Origin of the sequence: Virgisporangium aliadipatigenens, assembly GCF_016863615.1 — a bacterium.
Taxonomy (GTDB): Bacteria; Actinomycetota; Actinomycetes; order Mycobacteriales; family Micromonosporaceae; genus Virgisporangium; species Virgisporangium aliadipatigenens.
On sequence record NZ_BOPF01000044.1, the window covers coordinates 62,404 to 82,945 of the forward strand.

Annotated in this window: 19 protein-coding genes and 1 tRNA gene; 6 read left to right on the forward strand and 14 right to left on the reverse strand. The window is 71.2% G+C overall.

Features of this window, described 5'->3' with window-relative positions:
* The first annotated feature begins 5 nt into the window (after positions 1–5).
* Positions 6–1,493, forward strand: a complete 1,488-nt coding sequence (locus Val02_RS40030) for a glycoside hydrolase family 13 protein (protein ID WP_203904553.1) — start codon at positions 6–8, stop codon at positions 1,491–1,493.
* A 170-nt stretch (positions 1,494–1,663) separates the two neighbouring features.
* Here Val02_RS40030 and Val02_RS40035 read toward each other — a convergent pair whose 3' ends face one another.
* The 4 genes from Val02_RS40035 to trpS form a co-directional block, all read right to left on the reverse strand.
* Positions 1,664–2,074 (reverse strand): hypothetical protein, encoded by a 411-nt coding sequence (locus Val02_RS40035; protein ID WP_203904554.1) that lies wholly within the window; start codon positions 2,072–2,074, stop codon positions 1,664–1,666.
* 8 nt (positions 2,075–2,082) lie between these two features.
* Entirely contained in the window at positions 2,083–3,063 is a 981-nt protein-coding gene (locus Val02_RS40040; protein ID WP_203904555.1) for a YhjD/YihY/BrkB family envelope integrity protein, read from the reverse strand.
* Complete coding sequence (locus Val02_RS40045) at positions 3,063–3,620, reverse strand: 2'-5' RNA ligase family protein (protein ID WP_239153697.1); 558 nt, start codon at positions 3,618–3,620, stop codon at positions 3,063–3,065. Before Val02_RS40045 ends, Val02_RS40040 begins: the two co-directional genes overlap by 1 nt.
* Before the next feature lie 61 nt (positions 3,621–3,681).
* The gene (trpS, locus tag Val02_RS40050) at positions 3,682–4,707 is read right to left on the reverse strand and encodes a tryptophan--tRNA ligase (RefSeq protein WP_203904557.1); all 1,026 of its coding nucleotides are present in this window, start codon (positions 4,705–4,707) and stop codon (positions 3,682–3,684) included.
* Positions 4,708–4,827: 120 nt separating this feature from the next.
* On the opposite strand from trpS, the gene Val02_RS40055 reads away from it, so the two are divergent.
* Both Val02_RS40055 and Val02_RS40060 read left to right on the forward strand, forming a co-directional pair.
* Positions 4,828–5,433, forward strand: coding sequence for an RNA polymerase sigma factor (locus Val02_RS40055; protein ID WP_239153698.1), 606 nt, complete (start codon positions 4,828–4,830; stop codon positions 5,431–5,433).
* Positions 5,426–6,673, forward strand: a complete 1,248-nt coding sequence (locus Val02_RS40060; RefSeq protein ID WP_203904559.1) for a sialidase family protein — start codon at positions 5,426–5,428, stop codon at positions 6,671–6,673. The genes Val02_RS40055 and Val02_RS40060 overlap by 8 nt, the downstream gene beginning before the upstream one ends.
* Before the next feature lie 15 nt (positions 6,674–6,688).
* Here the strand turns inward: Val02_RS40060 and Val02_RS40065 are convergent, their stop codons facing one another.
* Positions 6,689–7,507 carry a hemolysin family protein gene (locus tag Val02_RS40065; protein ID WP_373318024.1) on the reverse strand — a complete coding sequence of 273 codons (819 nt, stop codon included), beginning with the start codon at positions 7,505–7,507 and terminating at the stop codon, positions 6,689–6,691.
* Between the two features lie 116 nt (positions 7,508–7,623).
* Between Val02_RS40065 and galE the strand changes: the two genes are divergently transcribed.
* Complete coding sequence (galE, locus tag Val02_RS40070) at positions 7,624–8,595, forward strand: UDP-glucose 4-epimerase GalE (RefSeq protein WP_203904561.1); 972 nt, start codon at positions 7,624–7,626, stop codon at positions 8,593–8,595.
* Between the two features lie 121 nt (positions 8,596–8,716).
* Here galE and cysN read toward each other — a convergent pair whose 3' ends face one another.
* The 5 genes from cysN to Val02_RS40095 form a co-directional block, all read right to left on the reverse strand.
* Positions 8,717–9,997 carry a sulfate adenylyltransferase subunit CysN gene (gene cysN, locus Val02_RS40075; protein ID WP_203904562.1) on the reverse strand — a complete coding sequence of 427 codons (1,281 nt, stop codon included), beginning with the start codon at positions 9,995–9,997 and terminating at the stop codon, positions 8,717–8,719.
* Entirely contained in the window at positions 9,997–10,905 is a 909-nt protein-coding gene (gene cysD, locus Val02_RS40080) for a sulfate adenylyltransferase subunit CysD (RefSeq protein WP_203904563.1), read from the reverse strand. The genes cysN and cysD overlap by 1 nt, the downstream gene beginning before the upstream one ends.
* Before the next feature lie 98 nt (positions 10,906–11,003).
* Positions 11,004–13,298, reverse strand: coding sequence for a sugar transferase (locus Val02_RS48585; protein ID WP_308440050.1), 2,295 nt, complete (start codon positions 13,296–13,298; stop codon positions 11,004–11,006).
* A gap of 430 nt (positions 13,299–13,728) precedes the next feature.
* Positions 13,729–14,319 (reverse strand): aminoacyl-tRNA hydrolase, encoded by a 591-nt coding sequence (pth, locus tag Val02_RS40090; protein WP_203904564.1) that lies wholly within the window; start codon positions 14,317–14,319, stop codon positions 13,729–13,731.
* 87 nt (positions 14,320–14,406) lie between these two features.
* Entirely contained in the window at positions 14,407–15,036 is a 630-nt protein-coding gene (locus Val02_RS40095; RefSeq protein ID WP_203904565.1) for a 50S ribosomal protein L25/general stress protein Ctc, read from the reverse strand.
* Between the two features lie 255 nt (positions 15,037–15,291).
* Here Val02_RS40095 and Val02_RS40100 point away from each other — a divergent pair, with 255 nt between their 5' ends.
* Entirely contained in the window at positions 15,292–15,972 is a 681-nt protein-coding gene (locus Val02_RS40100; RefSeq protein ID WP_203904566.1) for a helix-turn-helix domain-containing protein, read from the forward strand.
* A gap of 92 nt (positions 15,973–16,064) precedes the next feature.
* Here the strand turns inward: Val02_RS40100 and Val02_RS40105 are convergent, their stop codons facing one another.
* From Val02_RS40105 to Val02_RS40120, 4 genes are all read right to left on the reverse strand, one after another.
* Complete coding sequence (locus Val02_RS40105) at positions 16,065–16,454, reverse strand: VOC family protein (protein WP_203904567.1); 390 nt, start codon at positions 16,452–16,454, stop codon at positions 16,065–16,067.
* A 56-nt stretch (positions 16,455–16,510) separates the two neighbouring features.
* Positions 16,511–17,491, reverse strand: coding sequence for a ribose-phosphate diphosphokinase (locus Val02_RS40110; RefSeq protein ID WP_203904568.1), 981 nt, complete (start codon positions 17,489–17,491; stop codon positions 16,511–16,513).
* 96 nt (positions 17,492–17,587) lie between these two features.
* Complete coding sequence (gene glmU / locus Val02_RS40115; protein WP_308440051.1) at positions 17,588–19,081, reverse strand: bifunctional UDP-N-acetylglucosamine diphosphorylase/glucosamine-1-phosphate N-acetyltransferase GlmU; 1,494 nt, start codon at positions 19,079–19,081, stop codon at positions 17,588–17,590.
* Positions 19,082–19,194: 113 nt separating this feature from the next.
* A tRNA-Gln gene (locus tag Val02_RS40120) sits at positions 19,195–19,266 on the reverse strand.
* 288 nt (positions 19,267–19,554) lie between these two features.
* On the opposite strand from Val02_RS40120, the gene Val02_RS40125 reads away from it, so the two are divergent.
* Positions 19,555–20,529, forward strand: coding sequence for an acyl-CoA desaturase (locus tag Val02_RS40125; RefSeq protein ID WP_203904570.1), 975 nt, complete (start codon positions 19,555–19,557; stop codon positions 20,527–20,529).
* Positions 20,530–20,542 lie beyond the last annotated feature (13 nt).

A 20,542-nucleotide genomic window follows, 5' to 3' on the forward strand; every position in this document is an offset into this window, starting at 1 on the left:
TCACCATGGGTGATGAATGGTGGCGCAACGCGATCGTGTACCAGGTCTACCCGCGCAGCTTCGCCGACTCCGACGGCGACGGCGTGGGTGACCTGGCCGGCCTCCGCGAACGCCTCCCGCACATCGCCGACCTGGGCGCCGACGCCGTGTGGCTGTCGCCGTTCTACCGCTCGCCGATGGTCGACGGCGGGTACGACGTCTCCGACTACCGCGACGTCGACCCGATGTTCGGCACCCTCGCCGACTTCGACGCGATGCTCGCCCGCGCGCACGAGCTGCGGCTGCGCGTGATCGTCGACATCGTGCCGAACCACTCCTCCAGCGCGCACCCGTGGTTCCGTGAGGCGCTGGCGAGCCCACCCGGTTCGGCGGCCCGGGCGCGGTACCACTTCCGCGACCGGCCGAACGACTGGGAGTCCGTCTTCGGCGGCCCCGCCTGGACCCGCGTCGCCGACGGCCAGTGGTACCTGCACCTGTTCGACCCGGCGCAGCCGGACCTCAACTGGGACAACCCCGAGGTGCACGACCACTTCGCGGACACTCTGCGGTTCTGGCTGGAACGCGGGGTGGACGGCTTCCGGATCGACGTGGCGCACGGGATGGCGAAGGCGTTCGGGCTGCCGGACGCCGGCCACCCGTACCAGATGGCGTTGCGCAACAGCCTGCCGCTGCCCTACTTCGACCAGGACGAGGTGCTCGAGATCCACCGTTCCTGGCGCAAGATCCTGGACGGGTTCCCCGGGGAGCGCATCGCCGTCGCCGAGGTCTGGGCCGCCACCCCGGAACGCCTCGCGCGCTACGTGTCGCCGGGCGAGCTGCACCAGGCGTTCAACTTCGACTACCTGGACGCGCCCTGGTCGGCACCGGCGCTGCGGGCGGTGATCGAGCGTTCGGTGGCGTCGATGCGGGCCGTCGGCGCACCGCCCACCTGGGTCATGTCCAACCACGACCGGGTGCGCCACCTGACCCGCTACGGCGGGGCCGAAGCCGCCCGCGCCGCGCTGCTGCTCATGCTGGCGCTGCCCGGCGCCGCGTACGTCTACCAGGGCGAGGAACTGGGCCTGCCCGAGGTGACCGACCTGCCCGACGACGCGCGCCGCGACCCGATCTGGACCCGTTCCGGCGGCGCCGAACCCGGCCGCGACGGCTGCCGCGTCCCCATCCCCTGGGAAGGCACCGAGCCCCCGTACGGCTTCGGCCCGGGGGCGTCCTGGCTACCGCAGCCGAAGGAGTGGGCCGGCCTGAGCGTGGCGGCCCAACACCAGGACCCCACGTCGATGCTGACCTTCTACCGCCAGACCATTGCGGCACGAAAAAAGCACCTGCGGTCGGCCCCGCACACGATGGAGTGGCTCCCGTCCGAGGAGGGCGTGCTCCGCTTCCGCCGTCCCGGAGGGCTCACCTGCACGGTCGACGTGAGCGGCGGTCGCGTGGAGCCGACCGGCAACACGGTGATCGCCACGGAGACCGCGGCCTGGACCCTTGGGGACTGACCGCGGACCTGGCAAGCGGAGCCGGAGCATCGGGGCGCGCAGCCGCCCCGATGTGGAGCGCAGCGGGCTCGGCGGGAGCGACGGTCCGCACCACGGCGAACCGTCGCAAGGAAGCACCTAAAGCACTTGAAGCACTTGAAGCACTTGAAGCACTTGAAGCACTTGAAGCACTAAGCGGAAAGCCCTTCGGCGAGCTTCGCGCCGATGCGGGCGAATCCCTCACGCAACTCTTCCGGCGTAGGCGGCTCGGAGGGCGGGACCGAATCGTCCTCGTGATCGTGGTCGTGGTCGTCGTCCTCCGTGAGATCGTCCTCGGCCTCGTCGGCGGCGAGCCGGTTGGCGGCGATCTCGCCCTTGATCTGGTCGACGGTGACGGCCGGCTGCAGCGGCTCCACGACCGCCATAAGGTCCTCGTCGGCGACGACGGCCTCGGCCAGCGCCAGCGCGTGCGCCCGTTCGTACGGGCCGCAGACCACCGGCTCCCAGACCTCGTCGTCGTCCAGCGGGCCGAACGTGATGATCCACGGCAGGTTGAGCGCCGGGGCGTCGTCCGGCAGGTCCAAGGTCACGAGAGTTCCCACGCGGAACATCATTCCTTCTGCAGTCGGATCAGATGGGGATTACGCGCCGCCTCGGCGTCGGTACCGCAGTCGACTTCGACGGCCGGCCGGGTGGCGAGATCCAGCACCCTACCGTGCACGGACGTGGCGGCCAGCGCCGCGGCGAACAGGATCACGTGGTGCACCAGGTACATGAAGAGCAGCAGCCCGACGGCGGCGGCCGCGGCGGCGAAGTTCTCGTACGCCGGGTTGTGCTGGGTGCGCGAGATGAACCAGCGCCCGATCACCTTCATCACGCCGAACCCGACCACGACCAGCAGCGCCGACGGGATCAGCCGCCGAAACGTCATGCGCAGCCGCGGCACCCCGGCCAGCACGGCGGAGGCGAGCACCAGGTCGATCGCGGCGCCGAGCAGCGTGTCCGTCCAGTCCAGCGCGCCGGCGGTGGCCTGTTCGGGCAGGAAGTCGCCGGCCTCCTTGGTAAGCCGCTGCAGCACGCCGATGATGCCGCTCGAGACGGCCAGCGACGCCAGCAGCAGCACGCCGAGCCCGGCCAGCACGGACAGGTCCAGCAGCCAGCGCAGCACCGGATGGCCGGGCTCCTGTTCGAGGCACCAGATCGCGCGCTGCGACGAACGCAGTGTCTCCACCCAGGCGACCCCGGCGATGATCAGGCCGATCACGGCCAGCACCCCGACGCTCTTGCTGGCGTTGGTCAGCGACTGCGCCTCCAGCTGCGGCAGGTTGGTCGACAGGTAGTCCTGCACCGCGCGCAGCCCCGCGTTGTCGGCCCCGCCCGGGATGGCCCACCCGACGACCGCGAACGTCAGCACGCCCAGCGCGAACGCGGCGAAGAACGCGTAGTAGGCGTTCGCGGCCGCGAGGCGGGTGCCGTAGACGCCGTCGAACCGGTCGTAGCTACGCCAGAGGTGATCGACGACCGGCCAGCGGTCGCGAGCCGCGCGGGCGCGCTTGACCACGGCGTGTTCGAGCCGGTCGTAGTAGGCCATCACGCACGACGTCGGTGCGACGACGGCGGCGGCGCGGGACCGTCACCGAGGCGGTACTCGCGTTGCGGGCGCCATCGCCCCTCCGCACCGTGCTCGAACAGCGTGAACCCGTTGACCTGGAACTTCGCCTCGAATCCGGCCAGTTCCTCGAAGACCGCGTCGAGCGCCCCGGTCGGCACCTCCTGCCCGACGGTCACGTGCGGGTGATACGGAAACTTCAGCTCCCGGCGCACCGCGTCCAGCTCCCGCACGGCGGCCCAGAGCCGTTCGAAGTCGGCGACGCCGCCGGCGACGTTGACGAACACCACCTCGCTGCGCGGCCGGAACGTGCCCGTCCCCCGCAGGTGCAGCGTGAACGGCTCGTGCGCGGCCGCCACCTCGGACAGGTGCGCCTCGACGGCCGGCAGGTCGACGACGTCGATCTCGGTCGGACCGAGCACCGTCACATGGGCAGGAACGTGTGCCGCGGCCGGGTCACCCGTCTGTGCCCGCGCCCGCGTGAGCTGCCCGCCCCACGGTTCAGGGATGTCCACCGCGATCCCGATCGTCGTCCGCACGCCCGCCTCTTCACAGTCCTCTGTCCCCCGATCCCCCGTCCCGAAAACCCGGCGGCGGGGGTCAGCCGGCCCCACCGGCGGCGGGTGGCAGGAAGCCGACGCGGTCGTAGGCGCGGGCAAGCGTGACGGAGGCGACCGAACGGGCCTTCTCCGCGCCGGTGCTCAGCAGCTTGTCGAGCTGCGCCGGGTCGTCCTGGAAGAGCTTCACGCGCTGCTGCATCGGCTCGGCGAACGCGATCACGGCGTCGGCGACGTCCTTCTTCAGGTCGCCGTAGCCCTTGCCCTCGTAACCGGGCACGATCTCCTCGACGGAACGGTCGGTGAACGCGGCCAGGATCGTCAGCAGGTTGGCGACGCCGGGCTTGTTCTCCTGGTCGAAGACGATGTCCCGCCCGGTGTCGGTGACGGCGCTGCGGATCTTCTTGGCGATCCGCTTGGGGTCCTCCATCAGCTCGATCAGCCCGTTGGGCGTCGAGGCCGACTTGGACATCTTCGCGGTCGGCTCCTGCAGATCGGTGATCTTCGCGGCGGCCTTGGGGATGTACGGCGCCGGCAGCGTGAACGTCTTCCCGAACGTGCTGTTGAACCGCTGCGCCAGATCCCGGGTCAGCTCGAGGTGCTGCCGCTGGTCCTCGCCCACGGGGACGGCGTCCGCCTGGTACAGCAGAATGTCGGCCGCCTGCAGGATCGGGTACGTGAACAGGCCGACCGTGGCGCGCTCGGCACCCTGCTTCGACGACTTGTCCTTGAACTGCGTCATCCGGCTCGCCTCGCCCATGCCGGTGAGGCAGTTCATGATCCAGGCGAGCTGGGCGTGCTCGGGCACGTGGCTCTGCACGAAAAGCGTGCAGCGCTCGGGGTCCAGCCCCAGGCCGAGCAGCTGCGCCACCCCGTTACGGGTACGCGCCCGCAGCATCTTCGGGTCGTGGCCGGCAGTGATCGCGTGCAGGTCGACGACGCAGTAGAACGCGTCGTGCGTCTCCTGAAGCGACACCCAGTTGCGCACGGCCCCCAGGTAGTTGCCGAGATGGAACGAGTCAGCCGTCGGCTGGATGCCGGACAACACGCGGGGTCGAGCGTCGGACATGGAGGTCATTGTGTCAGCCGCCCGCCCGGAACGCCGCACCCCCCGTACGCGGGTCGCGGGCAACCGAGCGGTCCGTTCGGAGGTCTTCCATGCGAGGCCCGCGACGGATTGGATGCAGCTGTGGGGACTGGCGAGGAACTGGAGGCCCGTGAGGCGGTTCGCGCCGCCTACTCCGCCTACTACCGGCGCCTCGTCGCCGCGCTGTACGGGCTCACCGGCGACTACTCCGAGGCGCAGGACCTCGTGCAGGAGGCGTATGCCCGCGCGCTGGCGCGCTCGAAGCAGTTCCTCGACGTGGCCGACCCCGAGGCGTGGCTGCGCACCGTGGCGATCAACCTCGCCCGGACCCGGTTCCGGCGGCGCAAGCTCTTCGACACCCTGGTGCGCACCGGACGGGTCAACCGGCCGCCGGACACCGTGCCGGGGCTCGATCCCGATCGGGTCGCGCTGGTGACCGCGTTACAGCAGCTGTCCCGCGCCACGCGCGAGACCATCGTGTTGCACCATCTCGCCGATCTCTCGGTCCATGAGGTCGCCGAGACTCTGGGAGTTCCCGTGGGAACGGTCAAAGCACGGCTGTCGCGCGGACGGGCCATGCTGGCGACCCTGCTCGGCGACCGTTCGGTGGAGACCCCCGCGCCGCCCGCGCACCGGCCCGTGCCGGCGCAGCCCACCCGCACGGGTGTCCCCGCACCGGAGCCCGAACCGGGGAGCCACCATGCCTGAACTCGACTTCGCGGGACTGCGCGCGGAGGTCGAGAGCACCACCCGGCTACCCGAGTTCAGCGCGATCGACCGGCGTAGCCGGCGCACCCGGCGCCGCGACCGGACCGCGCGCGGCGTCGTCGCGGCGCTGGCCGTGGCGGTGCTGGTGCCGGCCGGCCTGGCGGGGCTGGACAGCGCGCCGCGCCGCGGCCCCTCGCCGCTGGAGCACGTCCCCCAGGCGACGCAGACCCCGGAGTCGCCGATCGTGACGACGGTGTACGCCGTCGCGGGGCTGAAGGTCGGCAGCCTGTGGGCCGCGATGGACTCCTGCCGCCCGGCCGACGGCAACGCGGTGTGCAGCCTGCAGGTCGTTCCGGTCGGGACGAGCGCGCAGGAGATGCGCCACCCGGTCGCCTACGACGAGGTGCGCCGCGACCCGACGGAGCAACTGCGCGAGGTGGACCTGCAGGTGCTGTCGCCGAGCGCGGTGATGCTCTCGGCCGTCGGCGCCGACGGGCGGCGGGTCTACCGGCGGATCAGCCTGAACAGCGGCGGCTACGCGATCGAGCCGGAGTACTCGGACCCGACCGGGCCCCGTCCGGGTGACCGCCTGGTGCAGTTGCAGCGCCACGGCCTGCCGTACTACGTGCGGCAGAACGACGACCGGGTGGTATCGCTCGCCACGCCGCCCACCCTTTCCGCCATGGACGTCGTGGGCTCCGTGCCGGACGGCGCCGGCTGGTGGATCACCGGCACCGACCCCGGCACCGGCGAACTGGCCGTCGCGACCAGCCACGACCAGGGCACGACCTGGACGGTCCGGCTGCTCGGGGTGCGCCCCGGCATCGGCGACCCGGTGCTGACGACGACCGACGGGCAGACCGCTTACCTGTTCGTGCGCACGGCGGCGGGGCTGCAGCAGCAACGCACCACGGACGGCGGCCGCACCTGGGAGTCGATCGGAACGGCGTCGGCGCTGCCGAGGCTCAGCGCCGGGTTCGACGCGACGAACAAGCCGTTCGGGGCGGTGCTGCGCACCGACGGGTCGATCCTGGTGTGGCTCGCCGACTCGCCGGGCGCCGTCTACGCGGAGAGCAGCGACGGCGGCCGCACGTACCACTCCACGAACGGCCCCGGCGGCCCGATAGTCGCCGTCTCCGACGGGTACGTGTCGATCAGTGATCCGCCGGCGATGTCCCGCGACGCGCACACGTGGACCCCGCTGCCGCGCCCCGCGGTGGTCCCCCCGGGCGGCGGCTGAGGCGCACCGGCGGCCTCAACGCGCCGGGCGGGTGAGCGCCACGCGGGAGACCCGGCGGCCGTCGAGCGCGCGCACCGTGAGCAGCCACCCGTCCAGCCGCACCTCGTCTCCCGTGACCGGCACCTTGCCCAGCCGCGCCATGAGGAACCCGGCGACCGTCTCGTAGGGTCCGGCCGGCAGCGCGAGGCCCACCCGTTCGGCGAAGTCGGAGAGGTTGAGCAGCCCGTCGACCTCCACGGCCCCCGCCGCCGGAACGGGCTCCGGCGCGGCGTCGTACTCGTCGTGGATCTCGCCGACCAGTTCCTCGAGGAGATCCTCGAGCGTCACGATGCCGGCCGTCCCGCCGTACTCGTCCATGACGACGGCGAGGTGATGGCGTTCCCGGCGCATCTCGGACAGGGCGGGCAGGACGCGTTTGCTGCCGGGCAGGCGCTTGATCTCCCGGGCCAGGTCGCCGACGTGCACGCACGGGTCGCCGGCGGGGCGCAGCAGCAGGTCGCGCAGGTGCACGAACCCGACGACGTCGTCGTGGCTGCCGTCCGTCACCGGAAAGCGTGAATGTCGCGCGCCGCGCACCAGCGTCAGGGCCTCCTCCAGGGAGAGCCTCGCGTCGAGGAACACCACCTCGGTGCGCGGCACCATCAGTTCGCGCACGTAGTGGGTGCCGGCGGCGAGCACCTCGTCGATCAGGCGGCGTTCCTCGCCGTCGAGCACGGTGTTGGCCGCGACCAGGTCACGCAGCTCCGCCTCGGTGAAGTCCTCGCGGCCGGCCGTCGCGGCGGCACCGGTGGCGCGCAGCACCAACCGGCGGAGTCCGTCCAGCCCCCGCAGCACGAATCGGGCGGTGATACGTCGCACCGGCCCTGGTACCCCCGACGGCACCGGTGCGCCCGGATGGCTGCCGGACATGGGTGAAGTGTAAGCGGATCGCCGAAAGGTAGTTTGTTGGCGTGAAGTTTCTGGTCACCGGCGGCGCCGGTTACATCGGAAGTGTCGTCTCCGCGCTCCTGATCGAGTCCGGCCACGAGGTGGTGATCCTCGACGACCTCTCCACCGGCCACGAGGTGGCGGTTCATCCGGCGGCGACGTTCGTGCGCGGACGGGTGCACGACGCGGTCGGCGACGTGCTCACGCCGGACTTCGACGGGGTGCTGCACTTCGCGGCGTTCATCGCGGCGGGTGAGAGCGTGCAGAAGCCGGAGAAGTACTGGGACAACAACTGCGTCGGTTCGCTGCGCCTGCTCGACGCGATGCGCGCGGCCGGCGTCAAGCGGCTGGTCTTCTCCTCGACGGCCAACGTCTACGGCGACCCGGACAGCACGCCGATCCCGGAGACGGCCGCCACCCGCCCGCCGAACCCGTACGCCACCTCGAAGCTCGCCGTCGACCACGCGCTCACCGGCGAGGCGACCGCGCACGGGCTCGCCGCGGTGAGCCTGCGCTACTTCAACGTGGCCGGTGCGCACCGCGCGTCGGACGGCACGTTCATCGGCGAACGCCACGACCCGGAGACCCACCTGATCCCGCTGGCCCTGCAGGTGGCGGCCGGTGTGCGGGAGAAGCTGCAGCTCTTCGGCGACGACTACCCCACGCCCGACGGCACGAACGTCCGCGACTACATCCACGTCTCGGACCTGGCCGCCGCGCACCTGCTCGCGCTGTCCACGATGGACGGTGGCGCGCACCGCATCTACAACCTCGGCAACGGCCAGGGGTTCAGCAACCGCCAGGTCATCGACGTGGTCCGCGAGGTGACGGGCCACCCGGTGCCGACCGAGATCGCCCCGCGCCGCGCCGGCGACCCGGCCGACCTGGTGGCGAGCTCCGACAAGGCCAAGCGCGAGCTGGGCTGGACCCCGGCGAAGCCCGCGCTGTCGGAGATCGTGGCCGACGCCTGGGACTTCTACCGCGCCACCCACTGACGATCTTGGGACCGCGGGCCTGGCAAGCGGAGCGGTCGATCACGCCGCAGGCGGATCGACCCGGAGCGGGCTCGGCGGGAGCGACGGTCCGCACCACGGCGGACCGTCGCAATAAGCTCCTTTATGAAGCTTCGATGATCATGCCGGCGCCGACGGTGCGGTTGGTTTGTTCATCAATCACTACAAACCCCCCCGTCGTGCGGTTGCGGCGGTATTGGTCGGCGAGCAGCGGGACGGTCGTGCGGAGCTTGACCCGGCCGATCTCGTTGAGCCCCAACTCGGACGCGGCCTCGTCGCGGTGCAGCGTGTTGATGTCGAGGCGGTAGTTGAGCGAACGCACGATCGCCCGCGCGTTGCGCGTCGTGTGCTTGATCGCGTACTTGCCGCCGACGCGCATCGGCCGCGTCTCGTCCATCCAGCAGATGAGCGCCTCGATGTCCTGCGCGACGGCCGGCGCGTTGTTGGGCCGGCAGATGAGGTCGCCGCGGGCGATGTCGATCTCGTCCGCCAGCCGCAGCGTCACCGACATCGGGGGGAACGCCTCGTCGACCGGTCCGGTCGGCGTGTCGATCGCGGTGATCCGCGAGGTGAACCCCGACGGCAGCACCATCACCTCGTCGCCCGGCTTGAGCACGCCGGAGGCGACCTGGCCCGCGTAGCCGCGGTAGTCCGGGAAGTCGCTGGACTGCGGCCGGATCACGTACTGCACCGGGAACCGCACGTCGACGAGGTTGCGGTCGGAGGCGATGTGCACGTGTTCGAGGTGGTGCAGCAGCGACGGCCCGTCGTACCACGGCATCTTCGGCGAACGGGTGACGATGTTGTCGCCCTGCAGCGCCGAGATCGGGATGACGGTCAGATCCGGGGCGTCGAGCTTGGCCGCGAAGGTGGTGAACTCCTGCGCGATCCGGTCGAACACCTCCCGGTCGTAGTCCACGAGGTCCATCTTGTTGACGCACAGCACGAGGTGCGGCACGCGCAGCAGCGAGCAGAGGAACGCGTGCCGCCGCGACTGTTCGACCAGCCCCTTGCGGGCGTCCACCAGGATCAGCGCGAGGTCGGCGGTCGACGCGCCGGTGACCATGTTGCGCGTGTACTGAATGTGCCCGGGCGTGTCGGCGATGATGAACTTCCGCCGCGGCGTGGCGAAGTAGCGGTAGGCGACGTCGATCGTGATGCCCTGTTCGCGTTCGGCGCGCAGGCCGTCGGTGAGCAGGGCGAGGTTGGTGTACTCGTCGCCGCGCTGCTTGGAGACCTGCTCGACGGCGGCGAGCTGGTCCTCGAAGATCGTCTTGGTGTCGTACAGCAGCCGCCCGATGAGGGTCGACTTGCCGTCGTCCACGCTGCCGGCGGTGGCGAACCGCAGCAGGTCCATGGCCGGGGCTTCCAGCACGGCGCTCATTAGAAGTAGCCCTCCCGCTTGCGGTCTTCCATCGCCGCCTCGCTGACCTTGTCGTCGCCGCGCGTGGCACCACGTTCGGTGATGCGGGTGGCGGCGACCTCCTCGATGATCTTCTCGACCGTGTCCGCGTCGCTGCGCACGGCCGCCGTGCAGGAGGCGTCGCCGACCGTGCGGTAGCGCACCCGCTCGGTCGTGGCGGTCTCGCCGGCCCGCGCCGGCAGGGTGGGGTGAACGCCGTACAGCATGCCGCCCCGGTCCACCACCTCGCGGTCGTGGGCGAAGTAGATCGACGGCAGCTCGAGCCGCTCACGGGCGATGTAGTGCCACACGTCCAGCTCGGTCCAGTTGGAGAGCGGGAAGACCCGGATCGACTCGCCGGGCGCCACCCGCGCGTTGTACAGCGACCACAGCTCGGGCCGCTGGTTGCGCGGGTCCCACTGGCCGAACTCGTCGCGGAAGGAGAAGACCCGCTCCTTGGCCCGCGCCTTCTCCTCGTCGCGGCGGGCCCCGCCGAACAGTGCGTCGAAGCGGTACTTCTCGACGGCGTCCAGCAGCACCGGCGTCTGGATCCGGTTGCGCAGCCCGTCGGGCGACTCGCGCACGAGCCCGCTCGCGAGGGCCTCGGGCACGCTCGCCACCACGAGGTTGACGCCGAGTTCTTCCACGCGCTTGTCCCGGAATGCGAGAACCTCGTCGAAGTTGTGCCCCGTGTCGACGTGCATCACCGGGAACGGGATCCGCCCCGGCCAGAACGCCTTCTCGGCGAGCCGCAGCATGACGATCGAGTCCTTGCCGCCGGAGAACAGCAGCACGGGCCGCTCGAACTCGGCGACCACCTCGCGCATCACGAACACGCTCTCCGCTTCGAGCGCGTCGAGATGACTGACCCGGTAACCGGTCGCGGCCATGATCGACCCTTTCGCATGAGGCTGGGGCACAATCCGACCAGTATGCCGCGCCTCGGGGGCCTCTGGCATCGTGCCGGTGCTCATTATATTGACCTCCATTAATATGCTCCCGCTCCCCGGCAGACCGCCGTCAACGTGCGCAGCAGAATGATCAGGTCGAGGGTCAGCGACCAGTTCTCGACGTAGCGCAGGTCCAGCCGCACGGCCTCCTCCCAGGGCAGGTCGGAACGCCCCGACACCTGCCACAGGCCGGTCATCCCCGGCCTGACCTCCAGCCGGCGCCGGGCGTCGGCGGGGTACTGCGCCACCTCCTGCGGCAGCGGCGGGCGCGGGCCGACCAGCGACATCGTGCCGCCCAGCACGTTGAACAGCTGCGGAAGCTCATCCAGCGACAGCCGTCGCAGCCACTTACCGGCACCGGTGATCCGCGGATCGTCCCGCATTTTGAAAAGCACGGCGTCCTGCTCGTTGAGATGCCTCAGCGCCGCCAACCGGCTCTCCGCGTCGGTGTACATCGTCCGGAACTTGTAGATCAGGAACTCCCGCCCGTGCCGCCCCACCCGCACCTGGCGGAACAGGATCGGCCCCGGCGAGTCCAGCCGCACCGCCAGCGCCACCCCGAGCAGGATCGGGGCCGCCAGCAGGATCAGGACCGCCGCCCCGACCCGGTCGAAGACGTCCTTCACCACGCGGCGGGCACCGGAGAGGCTCGGGTGTTCGACGTGCAGCATCGGCAGCCCGTCCACCGGCCGGATCGTCGTGCGCGCACCCGCCACGTCCATCAGCGAGCTGGCAACGATCAGGTCGACGTCGTCGCGTTCGAGCCGCCACGCGAGCCGGCGCAGCCGCACCCCGTCGAACTCCGGACAGCTCAGCACGATCACCGTGTCCGCACCGGCCTGGCGCACCGCCCTCGGCACCTCGGCGAACGTTCCGTAGACCGGGATGTCCGCGATCGAGCCCCGCCGCAGCGGCGGCAGGCACGCACCCGCCACGTCCAGCCCGTGGTACCGCTCGCGCCGCAGCTGCCGCGTGATTGCCACGACCGCCAGTTCGTGGCCGACGACGATCACCCGTCGCAGGCACTCGCCGCGCCGGCGCGCCCGGTGCAGCGCCTTGCGGCTGCCGAAGCGCATCAGCAGGCAGGCGGCCGTTCCCAGCGGCAGCGCCACCAGCACGTATCCGCGCGCGAGGTGCACGTCGAGCGCGTACGACCCGATCGCCACCGTCGCCGTGAGCGCCAGGCCGGCGCTGAGCACCCGCTGGTACTCCTCGGTGCCGACGAAGAGCAGCCGCCGTTCGTAGGCGCGGTTCACCGCCAGCGCCCCGAACAGCCCGATCGGCAGCAGCGCCGACAGCACGAGATAGGTGAGGTTGTACGGGGTGATCGGTTCGCCGAAGCGCACCTCGAACGCGAGAATCGCCGCGATCACCCCGGCCACCAGGTCCAGCGCCACCGTCCGCGCGAGATACCGGACCTCCCACCGCCGTCGCGGTCTCCGGTGCGCGGGCGCCGGCCGTCGCGGTACAGGCCTTTTCGATGGAACTACCGGGAGCCTGGCCGGGGCACCGACCGTAGCCACCGCGCGGGCACACGGGGCGACGCCGCGCGTCACCGGGACGGCCGGCGGAGTCTTGATCTCCCGCGTGAGTAGTTGGTCGGGCAGGATGATCCCGATGTCGGGTCGCCCGGCGGTCTCCACCCGGTCCGCCCGCCGGGCAACCCCTTCCCGCCCGCCCGTCCTGGGCGCGGCCGCCTCCCGTCCGGACGGCCCGGACGCGGTCGCCTCCTGCGTGGAAGGCCGGGGCACGGCGACGGCCGCCTTGGTCGCTCCCGGCGCCTCGGCATGCCGGCCGGCGCCGTGATGATCAGCGGCATCCCGGCCGCGCCGGCGAGCGGCACCGATCTCGCCCCGCCCGTGATCGGCACTCGACACATCGCCCCGGTGCACGGGCGGCGCCGCACCGCCCCGGGCCCGGGCGCCGGCCTCACCACGCTGCCGGGCGCCGCCCGGGACATCGCCCTGGTGGGCGGCGTTGCTCTCACCGCGCTGCCGACCGGATTCGGGCTCGCCGTCCCGATGCCGCGCGGGCACGTCGCTGCCGCGCTGCCCGCCGTCCCGAAGCAGCGCGGGCACGTCGCTGCCGCGCTGCCGGCCCGCACGGGGCCCGTCACCGAGGCGCTCGACCAGCGCCTCGGCGTGCCGGCCGGCGCTCCGCTCACCGCCGGCGGGGCGGACAGCGGCGGGATCGCCGGCGGGGCGGGCGGCTGCGGGGCCGGGGGCGGTTGCTTCGCGTGGTGGCCGCGTGGGGGACGGCTGGGGCGCGGGCGGGCGGGTGCTGCCCTCGCTGAGCAGGCGTGCGGCGACCGAGGCGTCGGCGGGCGAGGCCAAGGGGCCGTGCGGGCGCATCCCGTGGGCCGGGGGCCGCGATTCCGGCGCTGTGGGGGTGGGGGGCGTTCGGCGGGCGGCGTGGCGTGCTCCGCCGCCGATGGGCCGGTGCACCGGCGCCGCACCGCGCGCGTTCGGCCGCTCCGGCAGCAGAGCGTCCCCGGTGGTGCCGCGCACAGAAGGCGGGCCCGTGGGCGTGGTCCGGCCGGTGCCGTCCGCGGGGCCGCCGCGGGCGCGCCCGTCACTCCGCGCCGCCCGGGCGGACTCCGGAGAAGAAGGCGAGGGGCGGCGCAGTCTCCGGCCGTCGTGCCCGGCACCGACCGACACAGAGCCTCCTCGCACCGCCCGAACGCACCATTCGGACAAATGGTGCTTCAGCGATACAACGGAGGAACTTCGCAGAGCGTCACGCACTCATGACGAACGGAAGCTGTCAATCCCCGTGAAAGGCGTTCTGCGCCAGCTCCAGACCGCGGTTGACCAGTTCCTCGACCGAGTCCGCCGTGCGGTCGACCAGGAAGTCGATCTCCTTGCGTTCGGCCGCGCTGAAGTCGGAGAGGACGAAGTCGGCGGGGTCCTGGCGGCCCGGGGGCCGACCGATCCCGAAGCGCACGCGTAGATAGTCGCGCCCGCCGAGCGACTTGGACATCGAACGCAGGCCGTTGTGGCCGTTCTCGCCGCCGCCGCGCTTGAGCCGCAGCGTGCCGAACGGCAGATCCAGCTCGTCGTGCACCGCTACGACCTGCTCCAACGGCACCTTGTAGAAGTTGGCCAGCCCGGCGACGGCACCACCGGAGAGGTTCATGTACGTCAGCGGCTTGGCGAGCACGACCCGCGGGCCGCCGATGGAGAACCGCCCCTCGGCCGCGTCGGCGACCGCCTTCCGGTGCCGCCCGAACTTCGCCGACATCCGTCCGGCGAGCAGGTCGACCACCATGAACCCGACGTTGTGCCGGTGCTTGGCGTACTCCGGCCCGGGGTTGCCCAGCCCCACCACCAGCCACGGCGCCTCAGGCGTCGTCATCGCCGTTCCCTTTCGACCTCACACGTGCAGCGAAAATGGCGGAAGCCCGCGGGCCGAATCGCCGCGGGCTCCCAGATGCTACGTGGATCAGGCGTCGGCGGTCTCGGCCGGCGCTTCGTCGGTGGTCTCGACCGGAGCCGCATCGCCACCCGCGGCGTCCATGTCCGCCTCGGTCGGCGCACCCGTCACCACGGCGATGACGAGAGCCGGGTCGGCGGCCAGCTCGACGCCCTGCGGGAGCTTGACGTCGGCGGCGGTCACCTGCGAGCCCGCCCCCAGGCCGTCGATCGAGGCCTCGAGGTGGTCCGGCAGGCGGGTCGCGTCGGCGAGCACCGCGAGGCGGTCGTTTTCGTGCATGACCAGCGTGTCGCGGGCGGGCTCGCCGGTCAGCTGGACGGGGATGTCGACGGTGACCTTCTCGCCGCGCTTGACGATGATCAGGTCCACGTGATCGAACGTGTCCTTGATCGGATCACGCTGGATCGACTTGGCGAGCGCGAGGGCGGTGCCGCCGTCGCTGATCTCGATGTTGAACACCTGGGTCATGCCGCCGTGCCGGATGGCGGCGGCGAACTCACGGGCGGGCAGCGCGATGTGACGGGGCTTCTCGCCGTGGCCGTACAGCACGGCGGGCACCTTGCCGGCCCGGCGGGTACGGCGGGCACCACCCTTGCCGAACTCGGTGCGTGGCTCAGCGCTGATCTTTACCTCGGACACGGGAGTACTCCTGTTGCGGTCTTCTCATGGTTCGAGCCGGTCTGCGGTGCGCGGGCGAAGGTGCGGGGGACACAAAAGGCGCCCGAAGCACCGCGTCGATGACGGGACCCTCGGCGTGGCCCGGATCCAACTTCTCCGGGTCGCCCGGGCACCCTCGCCGTGGCAACCGCACTAGCCTACCCGAGGCGTGTCGCGCTTGAAGAATCGGCCTCGGTAAGAACGAGTTTCCGTCCGGCCCGATGGGATGCTGGTCCCGTGTACCGGGAACGGCCGTCCCGCATCTCCGGCGTCGTGGCGTGGCAACGAAGCACCGCGCCGGCCGCCGGCACCTGGCGCATTCTGCCGGACGGCTGCCTCGATCTGATCTGGCGGGACGGCGAACTCCTGGTCGCCGGCCCGGACCGCACGGCACATGTCATGTCGCCGACACCCGGCGCGGCCTATGCGGCGCTGCGCTTCCCGCCCGGCGTGGGGCCGGCGGTGTTCGGGGTGCCGGCGGATGTTCTGCGGGATCTGCGCGTGCCGCTGTCCGACGTGTGGACACCGGCCCGGGCCCGCCGCGCCGCCGACGCGATCACCGGCGCCGCGGACCGGATCACCGCCCTGGAGGATCTCGCGATCGGGCGACTCGTCGACTCCCGGCCCGATCCGGTCGCCCGGGAGGTCGCCACGCGGATCACGGCCGGCGCGCCCGTCGCGGTGATCGCATCCGACCTGCACCTCAGCGCGCGGCAACTGCTGCGCAGGAGCACGGCGGCGTTCGGGTACGGGCCGAAGGTGCTGGCGCGCATCCTGCGCCTGCAGCGGGCCGTGGCGCTGGCGCGGACGGCCCCGGCCGCGGACGTGGCGGCCGCCGTCGGATACGCCGACCAGGCGCACCTCTCGCGCGAGGTGCGCGACCTGGCCGGCGTCTCCCTGAGCGCGCTCCTGCGCTAGCCACTGCACGCGGACCTGGCAGCGGAGCGGTCCGCCGCGGGAGCAGCGGTAGTAGTCCGACGGACCGTGGCAATAAAGCCCTGAAAGAAGCTCTAAATTTGGGCGAAGAGATCGACAGCGTTGCCGTCGGGATCGAGGACGACGGCGTAGCGCTGGCCCCAGAAGGCGTCCCACGGCGCCAGGTGCCCCACGTAGCCGGCGCCGGTCAGCGCCGCGAAGACCTCGTCGACCTCGGCCGGCGAGTCGCACCGGAACGAGAGCGCCGTGCGGTGCCCGCCGCTGGGCGGGGTCCACTCCGGGTCGAAGCTCCGGACGGTCTCGACGGTGTCCCACGCCAGGCGCAGGCCGCCGGCAAGGGTGACCTCGACGTGCGGCTCGCTGTCGGCGGAGGCCGGCAGGTCGAGCCCCAACCGCCGGTAGAACGCCAACGACTTCGCCATGTCGGCGACGACGATTCCGATCAGATCCAAGGTGGGTGCCATGCGGGCGACGTTACGGCCGCCCGCCGGCGCACGTCTTGAACGGAACGGACACGCCGTCAGGCGATTCCCCCGAAGAGGGTGGTGATCGAACCGTCGTCGAAGACCTCCCGGATGGCCCGGGCGATCAGCGGCGCGATCGACAGCACAGTGATCTTGTCGAGCTGCTTCTGCGCCGGCAGCGGCAGCGTGTTGGTCAGCACGACCTCGCTGATCTTGCTGTTGTGCAGGCGTTCGGTGGCCGGGTCGCTGAGCACGGCGTGCGTGGCCGCCACGATCACGTCGGCCGCGCCCCCGTCGAACAGGATCTCGGCCGCGCTCGTGATCGTCCCACCGGTGTCGATCATGTCGTCGACGATCAGGCACACCCGACCCTCGACGTCGCCGACGACGCGGTTGGCCACGACCTGGTTGGGCTTGAGCGGATCACGCGTCTTGTGGATGAACGCCAGCGGGCAGCCGCCCAGCCGGTCCGTCCAGCGCTCGGCGACGCGCACCCGGCCCGAGTCCGGCGCCACCACGGTCAGCGGCCGGTCCCCGTACTTGTCCTCGACGTACCCGGCCAGCAGGTCCATCGCGAACAGGTGATCCACCGGCCCGTCGAAGAAGCCCTGCACCTGCGCGGTGTGCAGGTCGACGGTGAGCACCCGGTTGGCGCCCGCCGTCTTCAGCAGGTCGGCCATCAGGCGTGCCGAGATCGGCTCGCGGCCCTTGTGCTTCTTGTCCTGGCGGGCGTACGGGAAGAACGGCAGGACGACGGTGACCCGCTTGGCCGAACCGCGCTTGAGCGCGTCGACCATGATCAGCAGTTCCATCATCCACTTGTTGACCGGGTACGACATGGACTGCACGACGAACGCGTCGCAGCCACGAACGGAGTCCCGGTAGCGCACGAAGATCTCGCCGTTGGCGAAGTCGTAGGCGTCCATCGGCGTGGCCCGCACGCCCAGCACTCCGCCGATCTCCTCGGCGAACTCCGGGAACGCGCGCCCGGAGAACAGCATGAGCGACTTGCGGCTCTCTGCCCCGATGCTGCTCATCAGTCCGTCAGCTCCCCGATCTTGACCGGCGTTCGGCCGGGAAACCTCGGTAAGGGTCATCGATAAGCCCGTCTTCGGTTGTCGGATTCGTCTGCTTCACCGGCCACCGGCTTCCTCGCCGGCGCGGTCCCCACGGACGTCTCCCGACGCCGCACCCTCATCGTCGACCGGCCCGCCCGATGCCCGGGCCGCCGCGTCCGCCGCGGCGGTGCCCGGCCGGCGGCGAGCCACCCAGCCGTCGATGTTCCGCTGTTTACCCCTGGCCACACCGAGTGCGCCCGGTGGGACATCGTTCGTGATCACGCTACCCGCCGCCGTGTAGGCCCCGTCGCCCACCTCCACCGGCGCGACGAACATGTTGTCCGCGCCGGTGCGCGCGTGCGCGCCGATGACTGTCCGGTGTTTGGCTACCCCGTCGTAGTTGACGGTAACCGTGGCGGCCCCGACGTTGGAATGCTCGCCGACTGTGGCATCTCCGATATATGAGAGATGCGGCACCTTCGCGCCCTCGCCGAGCTGGGCGTTCTTGGTCTCGACGAACGTGCCGACCTTGGCCTTCGTGCCGAGTGCCGTGCCCGGGCGCAGGTAGGCGTACGGGCCGACGCTCGCGCCCTCCCCCACCGACGCGCCCTGCGCGTGGGTGCGCAGCACCGTCGCCCGCGCCGCGACGTCGGTGTCGATCAGGCTGGTGTCCGGCCCCACGACCGCGCCGGCGCCGACCGTCGTGCTGCCGCGCAGGTGCGTGTTGGGCTCGATCACCGCGTCCGGTTCGACCCGGGCCGTCACGTCGATCCAGGTCGTCGCCGGGTCGATGATGCTGACGCCGGAGCGCATCCAGCCCTCGTTGACCCGGTCCCGCAGCCGGGCCCGCAGCGCGGCCAGCTCCACCCGGTCGTTGCAGCCGAGCGTCTCGTCGGCGTCCGCCGTCCGGTAGGCCCGCACCGGTCGACCCGAGTCGACCAGCAGCGCCACGACGTCCGTCAGGTACTCCTCGCCCTGGTCGTTGTGCGTCGAGACCTTCGCCAGCGTCTCCTGCAGGAGCATTCCGTCGAACGCGTAAGCGCCCGCGTTGATCTCGCGGATCGCCAGCTCCTCCGGCGTGGCGTCGCGGTGCTCGACGATCTTCGCCACCCCACCGTCGACGGTCCGCACGATGCGGCCCAGGCCGGTCGGGTCGTCGACCTCGGCGGTCAGCATCGTCGCGGCGGCCCCGTCGCCCTCGTCGTGCAGCCGCTCCAACGCCCGCAGCGTCTCGGCGGTCAGCATCGGGATGTCGCCGTTGAGCACGATCACCCGACCCTCGGTGACCTTCGCGCTCTCCAGCGCGATGCGCACCGCGTGACCGGTGCCGCGCTGCTCCGCCTGCAGTGCCACGACCGCCTCGGGGGCGATCTCCGCGACGTGCGACGTCACCCGTTCGGCGCCGTTTCCGACCACCACGACGGTGCGCGCGTCACCCCCAAACGCTTCACCCACAGTAGCGAGCACGTGCCCCACAAGAGTGCGACCCAGAACGGGGTGCAGGACTTTGGGCAGGTCGGACTTCATCCGCTTACCCATGCCCGCGGCCAGAACAATCACCGTGCGCACGCGCACTCCCTCGGTGTCGGCCTGCGTGAACGGGGCCATGGTAACGACGCGGGAGGGGTCGATACGACCGGGGCGGCCGGACAGAGCGGGACGTTCCGCCACGTTAGGGAAAGCTCGGCGGCCAGGACTCGAACCTGGAATAGATGAGTCAAAGTCACCTGTGTTGCCGATTACACCACCGCCGACTGCGGACTCAGCGTAGCCAATCGGCCCGGCGGCCCGCGATCGGGATATCACCATCCCCGCCCGAACCCGTTCGGGGTCGACGGAAAGCCTCCGAAAACTGTCAGCGTCGCCGATGAGCGATCTACGCACCCGTAGGTTACGGTTACGTAGGTAAGGGGAGGTGGCCCCCGAGTCGTCCTCGGCCGAGTGAGCCAGGTTCAGCCCGCCACCGTCACCGCGCCGTCGTCGAGCGCATAAATCCCCGCCTGGAGTTGCCCGGGCATTTTCCAGCCCGAAAAGAGGGTCCCATGACGTCCGTTCTCGAATCGTCTGCCCGAAAAACGCCCAAACAGTCGAAGCCGATCCTTGAGGGAAACCGCTCCACGCCGGTGACGGTCGCCCTGTGGACCTTTGTCCTGGTGCCGTTCGTGGCGCTGCTGGTGTCGGTGCCGGTCGCCTGGGGCTGGGGCCTGACCTGGCTGGACGTCGCGATGTTCGTGGTCCTGTACGTGCTGGGCGGGGTGGGCATCGGCACCGGGTTCCACCGCTATCTGACGCACGGCTCGTTCCGGGCGAAGCGGTGGCTGCGGGTGGTGCTGGCGGTCGCCGGGTCGACGGCGGTCGAGGGCGGGCCGATCCAGTGGGTGGCGGATCACCGGCGGCATCACGCGTTCTCGGACCGGGAGGGCGATCCGCACTCGCCGTGGCGCTTCGGGGAGAACTTCCTGGGCCTCGCGAAGGGCCTCGCGTTCGCCCACATGGGCTGGCTGTTCAAGCGCGAACTGTCCAACCGTGAGCGCTTCGCGCCGGATCTGGTGGCGGATCGCGACATCGCGCTGGTCGACCGGATGTTCGGGTGGATCGTGGTGGCGTCGCTCGGGCTGCCGACGCTCGTGGGCGGGCTGGTCACCTGGTCGTGGCAGGGGGCGCTGAGCGCGTTCTTCTGGGCCGGCCTGGTGCGGGTGGCGCTGATTCACCACGTCACCTGGTCGATCAACTCCATCTGCCACGTGTACGGCGAACGCCCGTTCGCGACCCGCGAGGGCGACCGCGCGGCGAACTTCTGGCCGCTGGCGATCCTGTCCTTCGGCGAGAGTTGGCACAATCTGCACCACGCCGACCCGACCTGCGCCCGGCACGGGGTCGACAAGGGGCAGGTGGACATCAACGCGCGGCTGATCTGGGCGTTCGAGAAGCTGGGATGGGCCTCGGAGGTGCGCTGGCCGAAGGCCGACCGGCTGGACAGCAAACGCCTGGCGGCCACTGGCACGATGAACGGGTGATCGACCCCCTTGA